The 13,200-nt window shown below is 65.8% G+C and carries 11 protein-coding genes; 5 read left to right on the top strand and 6 right to left on the bottom strand.

Features of this window, described 5'->3' with window-relative positions:
* Positions 1-92: 92 nt before the first annotated feature.
* The 3 genes from CHB99_RS05935 (at position 93) to CHB99_RS05925 (ending at position 4,838) form a co-directional block, all read left to right on the top strand.
* Positions 93-2,372: a M66 family metalloprotease gene (locus tag CHB99_RS05935; RefSeq protein WP_052419572.1), complete on the top strand. Its 2,280-nt coding sequence runs from the start codon at positions 93-95 to the stop codon at positions 2,370-2,372.
* 103 nt (positions 2,373-2,475) lie between these two features.
* Complete coding sequence (locus tag CHB99_RS05930; protein ID WP_042130387.1) at positions 2,476-3,648, top strand: acyl-CoA dehydrogenase family protein; 1,173 nt, start codon at positions 2,476-2,478, stop codon at positions 3,646-3,648.
* Entirely contained in the window at positions 3,645-4,838 is a 1,194-nt protein-coding gene (locus CHB99_RS05925) for an acyl-CoA dehydrogenase family protein (RefSeq protein WP_042130391.1), read from the top strand. The genes CHB99_RS05930 and CHB99_RS05925 overlap by 4 nt, the downstream gene beginning before the upstream one ends.
* 119 nt (positions 4,839-4,957) lie before the next feature.
* Here the strand turns inward: CHB99_RS05925 and CHB99_RS05920 are convergent, their stop codons facing one another.
* The 6 genes from CHB99_RS05920 to CHB99_RS05895 form a co-directional block, all read right to left on the bottom strand.
* Entirely contained in the window at positions 4,958-6,160 is a 1,203-nt protein-coding gene (locus CHB99_RS05920) for a hypothetical protein (protein WP_141137254.1), read from the bottom strand.
* 100 nt (positions 6,161-6,260) lie between these two features.
* A complete protein-coding gene (locus CHB99_RS05915) occupies positions 6,261-6,446 on the bottom strand; it encodes a hypothetical protein (protein WP_245655672.1) in 186 nt (61 codons plus the stop codon).
* A 44-nt stretch (positions 6,447-6,490) separates the two neighbouring features.
* Entirely contained in the window at positions 6,491-7,714 is a 1,224-nt protein-coding gene (locus CHB99_RS05910; protein ID WP_042130394.1) for a hypothetical protein, read from the bottom strand.
* 463 nt (positions 7,715-8,177) lie between these two features.
* Positions 8,178-8,813, bottom strand: a complete 636-nt coding sequence (locus tag CHB99_RS05905) for a nuclear transport factor 2 family protein (RefSeq protein WP_377697742.1) — start codon at positions 8,811-8,813, stop codon at positions 8,178-8,180.
* Entirely contained in the window at positions 8,813-9,583 is a 771-nt protein-coding gene (locus CHB99_RS05900) for an SDR family NAD(P)-dependent oxidoreductase (RefSeq protein WP_042130291.1), read from the bottom strand. Before CHB99_RS05900 ends, CHB99_RS05905 begins: the two co-directional genes overlap by 1 nt.
* A gap of 9 nt (positions 9,584-9,592) precedes the next feature.
* The gene (locus CHB99_RS05895) at positions 9,593-10,327 is read right to left on the bottom strand and encodes an SDR family NAD(P)-dependent oxidoreductase (protein WP_042130292.1); all 735 of its coding nucleotides are present in this window, start codon (positions 10,325-10,327) and stop codon (positions 9,593-9,595) included.
* A gap of 268 nt (positions 10,328-10,595) precedes the next feature.
* Here CHB99_RS05895 and CHB99_RS05890 point away from each other — a divergent pair, with 268 nt between their 5' ends.
* Positions 10,596-11,429: an alpha/beta fold hydrolase gene (locus CHB99_RS05890; RefSeq protein ID WP_042130294.1), complete on the top strand. Its 834-nt coding sequence runs from the start codon at positions 10,596-10,598 to the stop codon at positions 11,427-11,429.
* 98 nt (positions 11,430-11,527) lie between these two features.
* Positions 11,528-13,054 carry an MBL fold metallo-hydrolase gene (locus CHB99_RS05885; protein WP_042130296.1) on the top strand — a complete coding sequence of 509 codons (1,527 nt, stop codon included), beginning with the start codon at positions 11,528-11,530 and terminating at the stop codon, positions 13,052-13,054.
* Positions 13,055-13,200: the final 146 nt, after the last annotated feature.

Below are 13,200 nucleotides of genomic sequence, written 5' to 3'. Positions count from 1 at the left end.
TTCATCCTCACCGCGCAGGCCGGCTCCAGTCGGGCTTTCAGAGGTAGCGGTCAGCCGGTGCGGCTATCACGCTCGCGCAGAAGGACGCCCCCATGCAAACTCCGATCTATTTCAACACCACCCCCGGCAAGAACGATCTCAAGGGCGCGTTGCAAGGCAGCGTGTCCCTCGCGCAGTGCGGCACGATGCCGTCCAGGGCCTCGATGCTGCCCCAGGACCGGCAACCGCGGCCTGTCGCACTGAGGACCACGCTGGTGCTGTTTCGCTCCACCGACGGCACCGATCACGCCCCGCAGGGGCTCGACCTCACCGTGAAGATGAACAAGGAGCAACTGTTCAGCACCCGGATGAACCCGCCGCAGGACCTGCCCCGGCTGGCCCAACGCCTGGACGCGGGCGATGCCGACCTCACCTACCCCGACAGCTACCAGCACGTCATCCGGACCCAGTCGGCAATCGAGCAGATTGCCGACGATCCGGAGGGCACGCGGCTATCGACCCTGCTCGCCTCCTACGACACCATCAACGTCCAGCTGGCGGACCACCAATGGGCCGAGCACTTCTACCTGCCCGAACACAAGTCGGCGTTCAAGGGCAAGAAGATCGCCTTCCAGTCCAACGCCACCCTGGGCGCGCACATCCATACCCTGGGAGGTTCGCTGCATCTGGAACGCAACGAACAGGTGCTGTACGTCAACGCCGGCGGGCACTGGGTGAACGAGCACGATGTCCACTACGCGCGCATCCACTACGGCACCGACTTCTGGAGCGCGGTCATTCCCTGGGAGCACCTGCGCCCGGGTATTTCGCTGCACTTCCGCGCCCGTGGCGGCGGCGCCGAGGGCAGCTATGAAGATGTCGACATCGGCGCGGCCACGGAACTGCTGCTGAACGTCATCGACATCGGCATGCTGACCCCGCCGCGCGAGGTCTTCTTCGAGGACTTCGGCGAGGAACTGCAGCGCGAGTACTTCCAGATGACGCCGATCAGTCGCCTGCTGGTCAACCAGTACGAGCCCGTGCACTGGAAGGAGATCTGCCTGCCGGACGGAACCGTCCATACCACCCACTCCCCCTCCGAGGGCGGTGTGCACAGCGGCAATCTGCGCCAGCAGATCGGCAAGGAACTGATCTCCCTGGGCATCAACAACGCCAACTACGGTATCCACAGCTCGCCCGGGTTCGCCGAGGCCCATCACTACGCCGTGGGCCAGGTGACGGCTCACACCTCCGTCGGCAACTACGCCAACGGCCGCGTCGTGCACGGGCTGTCCGGCGGCGGCAGCATCGTCACCCTGTACGACTGCTGGGGCAACGAGTTCAGCCATGAACTGGGCCACAACTTCGGCCTGTCGCATGAGCCGGGCGGTTTCGAGGGTTCCGTGCATCGCCCCGCGGACACCATCAACTCGACCTGGGGCTGGGACAGCGATCTCAATGTGTTCCTGCCCAATTTCGAGAAGGAAGTGACTGGCCGCAAGACCTGCCTGGGCGCCTGCATGGACCCGTTCCATGGCCACAGCTACGGCCTGGATACCATGGCCGGCGGCTATCCGATGTACACCGCGACCAACGCCTACACCCTGTGCACGCCCTATTCCGTGCGCGAAATCCAGCGCTATCTGGAGCGCAAGGCAGTCTTCGATCCGTCATCGCCCACCGGCTATCGCAAATGGGACGAAGCCACCCGCACCCTGCAGCCCTGGGCCGACTTCTACAGCACCACCGCCGAGGAGCGGGACATGGCGCCGCTCATGGCGCTGTTGAATCAGTACCAGTTGGTCGAGATCTACCAGTTCGACACCAGCTACGTGTACGACGTGAGGCTGCCATTCGCCAGCGAGGCCAACCGGGGCAAGGGGATCTACGTGTTTCACATGGCCAATGCCTCGTCCCGGCTGCATGTGAACGGCACCGTCGTCATGCTGCACAAGGGCACGATGCTGCGTTACGTATCCAATGGTCAGGCCTGGGTCGCGGTCGAGGACTTTTCCTTCAATGTCGTGCGCCGCCCTCAAGAGCAGGGCGTGCCGATCACCACCCTGCTGGGCTTCTACGATCCCGAGCACGAGAAAGGCGCCTACATCTATCCGGCATTGCACTGCGCCTACGGCAACTATCACGAAACCCGGGCCGATGAAGCCGCCTGGTCGGAGAACTCCCTCCGGGTGCTCAACGACTTCGGGGAAGTGGTGAGGTTCGCCCTGGCCAACACCCGCGGCGCACCAGACAGGATGAACCGCTTTCACATCAACGTTCCCCAGGCCTTCAGGGCCAGCAGGGTCGAGGTGCACATGGGCAATGACGTGGTGACACGGGACATCGACCCGCCGCGGGGCGGTGCCCGCTTCACCATTACCGGGCGCCAGTAGCGCGACGACGGCTGCACGCTCCGGGACTAGTCCGTTTCAATGATTCGGGGGCATGGACGCCCCCCCTAGACTGCCTCATCGATAGCGACACAGAGACAGTCCCATGGAGTTCGCCTTTACCGAAGAACAGTTGATGATCCGCGACAGCGCCGAGCGTTTCCTGGCCCAGGCCAGCGATTCGCAGGCGGTGCGCGCGGGGATGGCCCGCGACGATGGCTACGACCCGGAACTGTGGCGGCGCATCGGCCAGGAGCTGTACTGGCCGGCGCTGATGGTGCCGGAGCAGCACGGCGGCATGGGCCTGGGTTTCGTCGAGCTGGCCCTGCTGCTGGAGCAGTGCGGACGCTTCCTCCTCGGCTCGCCGCTGTTCGCCACCAGTTGCCTGGCGACCCCGGCGCTGCTGTTGGCCAGCAACCCGACGCCGCAGGCCGAATGGCTGCCCGCGATCGCCGCCGGCCAGACCTCGGCGACCCTGGCCTTCAGCAGCGACGGCGGATTGGCCGCCGACAGCGTGCAGGTCACGGCGCGCGTCGAGGGTCATGAACAGGTGCTGAACGGCCGCTATGCCCTGGTGGCCGACGGCGCCCAGGCGGATCTGCTGATCGTCGCCGCGCGCAGCCCGCACAGCCATGGCGAGGACGGCATCAGCCTGTTCGCCCTGCCCGCTTGCACCCCCGGCATCACCCGCCGCGCCCTGCCGACCCTGGACCAGACCCGGCGTCTCGCGGATGTCGAACTGCGCGACGTGCGGCTTGGCGATGCCCACCTGCTCTGCCCGCCTGGCCAGGGCTGGCCGCTGCTGCGCGCGGTGCTGGACATCGCCGCCATCGGCCTGGCCGCCGAGCAGACCGGCGGCGCCCAGCAGAGCCTCGACCTGACCCTGGCCTATATCGGCGAACGCAAGCAGTTCAAGCGCACCATCGCCAGCTTCCAGGCGATCAAGCACCGCTGCGCCGACCTGATGCTGCAGGTGGAATGCGCCCGCTCGGCGGCCTGGTATGCGGCCTGCATCGCCCAGCAGCGCCTCGACCCGGCGGGCGACCCGAGCCTGGCCGCGGAACTGCCGCTGGCCGCGGCCACCGCGCAGATCCATGCCAGCGAGGCGTTCTTCCACTGCGCCGCCGAGTCCATCCAGCTGCATGGCGGGGTCGGTTTCACCTGGGAATACGACCCGCACCTTTATTTCAAACGCGCCCGGGCCAGTGAGCAGTGGCTGGGCACCCCGGCCTGGCATGCCGAGCGCCTGGCCGCGCAGTTGATGGGAGAACACGCATGAAAATCGGATTCAGCAGCGCGGACGAAGCCTTCCGCGCGGAAATCGCCGGCTGGATGGCGGAACACCTGCGCGGCCCGTTCGAGGCCCTGCGCTTTCGCGGTGGTCCGGGCGACGAACACAGCTTTCCCGAGGCACGCAAGGCCTGGGAGCGCGAACTGGCCAGCGGCGGCTGGACCGGCGTCGGCTGGCGCCAGGAACATGGCGGTCGCGGCCTGAGCATCAGCCAGCAGGTGATCTTCCACGAGGAGTACGCCCGTGCCGGCGGGCCCGGACGCATGGGCCACATCGGCGAAGGGCTGGTTGGCCCGACGCTGGCGGCGTTCGGCAGCAAGGACCAGCAACGCCGCCTGTTGCCGGGCATCCTCGACGGCACGGAGTTCTGGTGCCAGGGCTATTCCGAGCCCGGCGCCGGCTCCGACCTGGCCAACGTGCAGACCCGTGCCCGCCTCGACGAGACGGGCGAATACTGGTTGATCAGCGGACAGAAGGTGTGGACCTCGCTGGCTCACGAAGCCGACTGGTGCTTCGTCCTCGCCCGTACCGAACCTGGCAGCAGCGGCCATCACGGCCTGTCGTTCCTGCTGGTGCCGATGCACCAGGCGCAGATCCGCGTGCAACCGATCCAGCAGATCACCGGCACCAGCGAGTTCAACGAAGTGTTCTTCGACCAGGCGCGGACATCGGTGGCGAACATGGTCGGCGCCCCGGGCGAAGGCTGGAAGATCGCCATGGCCCTGCTCGGCTTCGAACGCGGCGTCTCGACCCTGGGCCAGCAGATGCTGTTCCAGAATGAACTGGACGAGGTGATCCGCATCGCCAGGGCCAACGGCGCCAGCCGCGACCCGCTGCTGCGCCAGCGCATCGCCCGGGCCTGGGCCGGGCTCAGGGTGCTGCGCTACAACTCGCTGCGCATGCTCTCCGGCACGCAGGACGGTGGTCTGGCAAGGGAAGCGATGATCTACAAGCTGGCCTGGTCGACCTGGCATGCCGAGCTGGGCAAGCTGGCGATGGACGTGCTCGGGCCGCGGGCCGAGATCCTCGATGGCGCACCCTATGCGCTGAACCGGCTGCAGTCGCTGTTCCTGTTCACGCGGTCGGACACCATCTACGGCGGCAGCAACGAGATCCAGCGCAATGTGATTGCCGAACGGGCACTGGGCATGCCCAGGGAGCCCCGCCCGCGCGACTGAGCGGATGGCCGCGACGGCCCGGGGCGGTCGCGGCGGTCCTGCGAGTCAGACCAGGGTCAACACCTTCGCCCGGTTCAACCCGCCCTGCATCCGAACCGCGACACGGACCTTGCCTGGAGTCAGGTCAAGGTCAGTACCCTGGCCCGACTCAAACCGTTGTCCATCTTGATCCCCACCCGGAACCGACCCGGCCTGGCCTCGGGGCTGATGTGCAGCACATGCGCGAACAGTTCCACCCCTTCCACCTGTTCCAGCAAGTGCGTACTCCAGATGAGTTCGTTGAACGGAAGCTCGATATCCTGGGCATCCCAGAAGGTAGGCGAGGCCAGGACAATCGTCTCGCCTTGCTCGGGAATGTCCACTTTGTCGGACGGTTTGAACTGGAAATCCATCCGGGTACATTCCATTTCGCGCGTGTCATGCAGCCAGAGCGTGCGGCTGGCGACGAGTTCGTGGTCCAGGTGGGCGTACACGGTCAGTTCCACCGGCCAGGCGCCGGCATAGTTTGCAATGAAGGTGTTGTCGATAGCGACAGCCCATGCGTCCACCAAGAAAATCTCCAGACCCTGGTGCGGGCCGGGTACTCCGTTGACGACCAGATCAAAGTGGAGATGGGCGTCAGGCGGCAGTTCGCTGTGAACGAAGACGTAGGTGTTAAGAGCTGCGAGGGGCGGATAAAGGTCGTACTTGGTCAGTTCCATGCCGATCTCCGGAGGCAGCCGCAGACTGAGGATCGCCGGCTCGTCGACGCCGGATCGCTCACTCAGCAACACGGTCACTTTGCCGGGCAGCGCCCCCGCCATCACCCTGATCCGCGCGCCATCGACATCCACGCCCGGCTGCCCCTGGGGCAACAGGAGTTCCCAGGATACCTCCGCCAAGGGCAACTGCACGTCCTGCGCATCGAAGAACACCGGCATGGCTTCGACGAAATTGAACAGCCCAGGCGGGATAGTCACACTATCAGCTGACAGCGCCAGTTCGGCGCGGTGGACCACCATGGTCCGGGTGTCATGAATGCGCAGCTCGGCGCTGTCCATCATCACACCCTCCTGCCAGGCCCTGATTTCGACGCGGGCCGGCCAGGGACCGTTGTAGCTGGCAAGGAACTCGTGCCAGAACGAGATGCTGCCCTGGTTGCCGTGGATGAAAAAGGTGATCCCGGGGAACTCGCCGCTCTCGCCGTTGAAGGTGAAATCGAATTCCACGGGCTCCGTTACTGCTACGCGGAAGATCACAGTCCCGGGTTGGTCATCCAGGATCGGGGGATAAAGATCATGCCTGGCCAGCTCCAGTCCGAGATCCTTTGGTCGTGCGTTCATGGTTCGGTGCTCCATTCGTGGCGGCCAGATCGGCCGTGTCCGAATTGGAGCACCGCAGCGGAGAACGCAACAACTGACAGAAATACCAGGCAGCCAACCTTCAGCGTACGCGAATCTTCGGATCCCCCGCGCCACCGCGCATGGCTTTCAGAAACCACTCCAGCGGCGCCGGCTCGGCAACCTGCGGCAACTGGTCCTTGTCCGGCCGCCGGACCCAGAACGCATCACGGGACGGGAACCGTTCGTGGAAGCTCCTGGCATAGGGCTCGCCTCTCGGCCAGCCCATCTTCAGGCCACCGATCGGTGGCCTGTTCGGCTCCGTGGCGTCCCTCAGGTCAAGGTCAGGACTTTCGCCCGGTTCATGCCAGGGATGACGATCGCGACCCGGTACTTGCCCGGCTTCGCGTCCGAGCTGATGTAAAGCAGGTGCTTGTACATCCTCACGCCTTCCATCGGGTCGACCATCTTCGCGCTCCACTCCAGTTCGGCATGCGGCACGTAGATATCGTTCTGGTCATAGAACCTGGGTGCCGCGGTGACCAACAGCTCGCCTTCCTCGGGAATCGCTACGATGTCGCCAGGGTCGCTAGGGTTGAACACGATGTCGATCCTGGAGCAGACCATGGTTCGCGTATCGTGCAGCCAGCCAGTGGCGACACCGATGACCTGTGCGTCCTGGATTGCCCGCGCCCGCACCTCGATCGGCCACTGGCCCTGGTAGGCGCGAATGAAAGTCCGATCGAAAAGCAACGCCCACTGACCACCCATCGAGGTAAGCATCATGCCCTCGTGCGCTCCGCCGACACCGTTGAGGGTGACCGACACGCTCACATCCTCCGGCAGCGGCTGGTCGATGCCGATAAGCACAAAGTTGACATCCTCGCCGCGAAATGGCGGATAGAAATCGGCGGGAGTGATTTCCAGCCCGATATCCCTAGCCGGGGTCAGCGTCAGCTGGGTCGTCTGCTCCAGGCCGGAACGTTCGCTGAAGGTCACCGTCACATCGCCGGCCGGGGCATCGGACGAGACCACGATATCCTTGCCGTCCACCACCACGCCTGGCACCGGTTCGGGCAATCGCACTTCCCAGAAGACTTCGCCGACGGGCAACTCCACGCCTTGCGCATCGAAGAACGTCGCACGGGCCAGGATGCGCATTTCTCCCACGGGGGGCACGCTGGCCGGGTTCGGGAACACCATGACCTCGGCACTGTGGACGACCATGCCGCGGGTATCGTGCAGGACCAGAACGGCGCTGCCGACCTGTTGCCCGTCCTGGTGGGCGCGCAGTTCCAGGGCCACTGGCCAGGCCCCCGAGTAGTTGGCGATGAACGCGCTTTGGAACCACAGAGTACCGGCGTTCACCCCGACATTGAGCGTGATGCCTTCGACGTCCCCGGCCTGGCCATTGACGGTGAAATCGAAGGTGAGGGGTTGTGTGCCGGGGATCCCCGTGGAAAACCCGACGAGCGCGTTGCCGTCGCTCTGCAGTGGCGGGTAAAGATCGTACTGGGTCAGCATCAGGTTCAGTTCGTCAGTCAGCAACGCGTTCATGGTTCAGCTCCTTGGCCACGGGATAGGTACCGGGGCATGGGCTGGATTCGAACACTGGTTTGTGGCGGGCACAACTGACAGAAATATCAGGTCCGGGGGGCGAACGCAGGGCATGACGATGGTGCTCCAGCGCCCTTGAGATCGAGCGCCGCCCGCGCGGCGCATCGCGAGCGCGCTCGCTCCTACATTTTTTGCAACGTGCCATGGCCTGTGAGTGCGGCGTCGCCAGCCTCTGGTGCCTGGCGATTCATCGTGGGGAGGCTTTTGGGCTCGACGCGGTACCGCGTCGTACCAACAAGGCGGTCAACCATGGCCTGTCAGGCATAGGCACGTTGCAACAAATGTAGGAGCGAGCGCGCTCGCGATGCGCCGCGCGGGCGGCGCTCGATCTCAAGGGCGCTGCAAGCCTCAAGACAGGCACCTGCCAGCCCCGATGCGGTCTCCCGCAAGGCCCTCGCCCCCCTCAACGCACCCGAATCTTCGGATCCCCCGCCCCGCCCCGCATGGTCTTCAGAAACCCCTCCAGCGGCGCCGGCTCGGCGACCTGTGGCAACTGGTCCTTGTCCGGCCGCTGGGCCCAGAACGCATCCCACGACGGAAACAGCTCATGGAAGCTCCCCGCATAGGGCTCGCGCCCCGGCCAGCGCATCTTCAAGCCGCCGATCGGCGGTTTGTTCAGGTCGCTGGCGTACCAGTAGCACGGCAGGCGCCGGCGGAAGTACCAGCGCCCGTCGATACGCTCGTAATCGTCCCAGTAGAGCATCTGCATGATCACCCACTCGGGACCGGTCTCATGCTCGTTCTTCGAATAGACCACGCCAGTGGCATGGTCCGGGTCGCTGAACTCGATGATGTGCTGGCCCAGGTGGTGCGAGGTGCCGTGGAACTGCTTGCGCATGGTTTCGTCGAGCCATGCCTTGAGGTGCGCACGGCCGCTCAGCTCGCGGCCGACGCGCACATCGAAGGCGAAGCAGTTGGCCATGGCGTCCATGTCGCGCATGTCCAGGGCCAGGGCGTACTTGCCGGCGAGCTGGCGGATGGCGTCGAGGGACTCCAGGCGGTCGAGGCGGTGCAGCAGCGAAGCGTCGTCCATGTTCATCAGTCCAGCACCGTATACAGGTCGGAACTGCGCCCGCCATCCACGCTGAGGCTGGCCCCGGTGACATAGGAGGCTTCATCGCTGGCGAGGAACAGGATGGCGTTGGCCAGCTCCACTGGCAGGCCGACACGCTTCATCGGGATGACCTTCTCGGTGTTCTCGCGGGCCTTGGCGTCGCCGAGCATGCCGGCGGTGGCCGGGGTATCCACCACGCCGGGAATGACCACGTTGCAGCGCACCTTGTGCGGCGCGCCTTCGCTGGCCGCGGCACGGCTGAAGTTGATCACCGCCGCCTTGGCCGCCGAATAGCCGGCCATCCAGGCGGTGCCGAACAGGCCGCAGATCGAGGCGATATTGACGATGGCGCCGCCGCTGTCGCGCATCAGGCGCATGGCGGTACGCGTGCCCCAGAAGGTGCCGTCCACCGTGGTGCTGAAGTTGGCGTGCCAGTCGGCGGTGCTCATGCTGTCGATGCCGCCCCAGGTGTAGGCCATGGCGTTGTTGACCAGGATGTCGAGGCGCCCGTGACGCTTGGCCGTGTCTTCCAGGGCCGCGACGTAGCCCTGCTCGTCACTGACATCGGCCACGGCGATCTCCGCCTGGCCGCCCAGGGCCTGGATCTTCTCCCGCACCTGCTGCAGCGGCTCGGGCCGGCGGCCGCAGAGCACCACCACGGCGCCCTCCTCGGCGAAACGCAGGGCGGTGGCTTCACCGATGCCGGAACCGGCACCGGTGACGAAGGCGATCTTTCCTTGCAGACGCTTGCTCATGTCGATTCCTCAGATAAAGGCCATGCCGCCGTTGACGGCGATGTTCTGTCCGGTCATGAAACTGGCGTCCTCGCTGGCGAGGAAGACCGCGACCCGGGCGATCTCGTCGGTTTCGCACATGCGCCCGAGGGGCACGTTCTTCAGCAGTGCCTGCATGTGTTCGTCGGGGATGCCGGCCATCATCGGCGTGTTGGTCGGCCCGGGCACCAGGGTGTTGACGCGGATGCCGCTGAGCGCCAGTTCCCGGGCGATGGAGCGGGTCAGACCCATCACCGCGGCCTTCGACGCGCAGTAGTGGCTGGGGCCCTCGCCAGTCAGCGCGGCGGTGCTGGACAGGTTGATGATCGCGCCCTGGCGCTGGCCCTTGAGCATCAGCCGCGCGCCCTCGCGGGCACAGAGGAAGGTGCCGCCGAGGTTGACCCCGATCACCCGCGCCCAGCTGTCGTCCGGGGTGTCGAGGAAGCTGTCGAGGGCGCCGACCCCCGCGTTGTTGACCACGATGTCCAGCCCGCCGAAATGTGCCTCGACCTGACCCATGGCATCGGCAACCGACGCGCTGTCGGCGACGTTGCAGGCCAGGGCCAGCACCTGTTCGCCGAGATCGGCGAGGCTCTCGGCCAGCGCCTCGCGGTGCAGATCGACCGCGACCACCCGCGCCCCTTCGGCGACGAAACGGCGCACGATGGCCTGGCCCATGCCCTGCCCCGCGCCGGTGACGAAGGCCACCTTGTTGTGCAATTTCATAGCGTTCTCCCTGGATGTGCGGCCCGTGGACAACGGGCCCTCCCCGGCATGATTGGGCGCTGGCGGGTACTGGACATCGTCCAACGGGACTATGGCCAGAGCTATGACCAGGGCCATGAACAGGACCATGGTCTGAACGGACGATGCCCGCGGGCAGCGCAGGACCGAGCATGCCCCGGTGCATTCCGTGCCGGGCGTGGCTTACCCCTTCGCTCATCCACTTCGCCTGGCCGGTCTGCGCGCCCATTCCCGGACCAGGAGAAACCCGATGAATCAATCCGTAGACCTGCCGTTGCCGGTCGGCGAGTACCAGACCCTGCCCAGCGGCCTGCGCCTGCATTACCTGGACGAAGGCCAGGGCCCCGTGGTCCTGTGGCTGCACGGCAGCGGGCCGGGGGCCAGCGGGTTCAGCAACTTCAAGGGCAACTACCCGGAATTCGTCGCCGCCGGCTACCGCAACCTCCTTCTCGACCTGCCCGGCTTCGGTCGTTCGGACAAGCCCGAGGACGTGCAGTACAACCTGGACTTCTTCGTCGACTGCGTGAGCCAGTTCCTGGAAGGGATCGGCGTGACCCGCTGCACCCTGCTCGGCAACTCCCTGGGCGGCGCGATTGCCCTCGGCCTGGCCCTGCGGCATCCGCAGATGGCCGAGAAACTGATCCTGCTCGCCCCCGGAGGCGTGGAGGAGCGGGAAACCTACTTCCAGATGTCCGGCATCCTGCGCATGGTCAGCCTGTTCAACGCCGGCCCCATCGGCATGGCCGAGATGCGCAGCATGATGAGCCTGCAACTGTTCGACCCGTCGATCCTGCCGGAAGACCTGCTGCAGGAGCGCGTGGCGGTGGCCGTGACCCAGCCGAAGAACCTGTTCAGCACGATGATGGTGCCGAACATGGAAAGTCGCCTCGACGAGATCCAGTGCCCGATCCTCGGTTTCTGGGGCAGCAACGACCACTTCAACCCGGTGAGCGGTGCCCAGCGCATCATCGACGGTGCCAGGCAGGCGCGTTTCATCATCCTCAACCAGTGCGGGCACTGGGTGCAGGTGGAGCACCGCGAGCTGTTCAATCGCAGTTGCCTGGAGTTCCTGCGCTTCGGTTGAACCGGCGCCCTGCCACGCGTCGCGCCACGCGCATTGCCCTTGCCTGAAAGCAAAGGGCCATCTATACCGTCTGGCAAATCCAGCGAGGGAGGTGTGAGATGGCGGAGCAACTGCGTTTTGCCGTGGCCGGGAATGTCTTCGTGCGCGACACCCCGGACCGCAAGGGCAAGCGCATCCAGCAACTGCTGTGGGGCGACGAGGTCCGCTTGCTGGATGCGCCGCCCACGGGCGACTGGCTGCAGGTGATCGGCCGTCGCGAAAAAGGCTGGCTGCACAAGGACGAAGTCAGCGAAGAACGCCTGCTGGAGATCAACTTCGTCGATGTCGGCCAGGGCGACGGCGCCTTTCTGGTCACCCCCGACAATCAGCTGGCGCTGGTCGATGCCGGGGCGTCGAGCAATATGCGGCGTTTTCTCTCCTGGCGTTTCAACCTGCGCCTCGACCGCCCGTTGCTCGCCGCCGGAACCGACCCGGGCCCGGTGAATTTCGAGTTCGCCCTGATCAGCCACGGCGACAAGGACCACTTCGGCGGCTTCAAGTACCTGTTCGAAAGCCAGCACCTGCAGTTCAAGCGGGTCTACCACAACACCCTGGTGGAACGTAAGGCCGCCACCGACGCCGACGAACTGGGCGCGCGCGGCAAGGTCGGCGGGGTGAACTGCTACCTCGACCTGATCCAGTCCGGCGACCAGTTGGCGGCATTGCTCGCGCAACACCCGGACTCGTCGAAGACCTACCTCAACCTGCTCGGCGCCGCGGCCCAGCGCTTCGGCCCGGACAGCGTCCTCGGCATCACCAGCGAGCAGCGCTACCTGGACGGTTTCGACGAACAGCACCGCACCCTCGACGGCAAGCCCCTGAGCATCGAGGTCCTCGGCCCCATTCCATTGGCCGACGGCGGCCAGCGGGGGCTGCCGAAGCTCGGCAGTGACACGGGCATCAGCAAGAACGGTCACTCCGTGGTCCTGCTGCTGCGCTACGGCAGCCTGCGTTTCCTCCTCGGCGGCGACCTCAACGTGCCCGCCGAACTGCACCTGCTGCGCCAGAAGACCGGACGCGAGGCCCCCGCCGCGGGCGCCGACGCCGCGCAATGGGACGCCTATCTGCAGCAGGCCCGCGAACATTTCGGCGCGGATATCGCCAAGTCGTGCCACCACGGTTCGGCCGACTTCTCCACCACCTTCCTGCGCGCCATCGACGCCACCGCCACGGTGATTTCCAGCGGCGACGAGGAGCCCTACTGTCATCCCCGGCCCGAGACCCTGGGCGCCATCGGCCGCTACGGGCGTGGCGAACGGCCGTGCATCTTTTCCACCGAGCTGATGCGTTCCTCGCCGGAGTTCCAGTCCTTCAACCTGCACAGTGGCGAACGGGTCAAGGCGCTGATCGCCGAACTGGCGAGCGCCAGCGACCCACGCAAGCAACAGATCGCCAAGGAGATCGACAGCCTGCTCTCGGCCAAGGAGCGGATCGTCGCCACCTACGGCATGATCACCCTGCGCAGCGACGGCGAACGCGTGCTCATGGCGCAGAAGCTGGAGCGTCCGGGCGGCGCCGGGGTGGAGTTCGACATGCACTGGTTCTCGCGCAAGGACGGCGTGTTGACCCTCGATGACCAAGGTTGATCGACAAGGCGCGGTTTTCCCGCGCCATCCGGCCACGACCCGGGTAAGATGCCGCGCCAACGCAGGCAGGCCCGATGAAGGGTGTCCCGGTTCCAGCTGACCGGAGCGCTCCCGACACTACAGGCCCCTCCATCACCGAAGGACAT

Source organism: Pseudomonas japonica, assembly GCF_900188455.1.
In the GTDB taxonomy this organism is placed as follows: Bacteria; Pseudomonadota; Gammaproteobacteria; order Pseudomonadales; family Pseudomonadaceae; genus Aquipseudomonas; species Aquipseudomonas japonica.
Note: the sequence above shows the minus strand (reverse complement) of the source record. Positions and strands in the feature narration are given on the sequence as shown.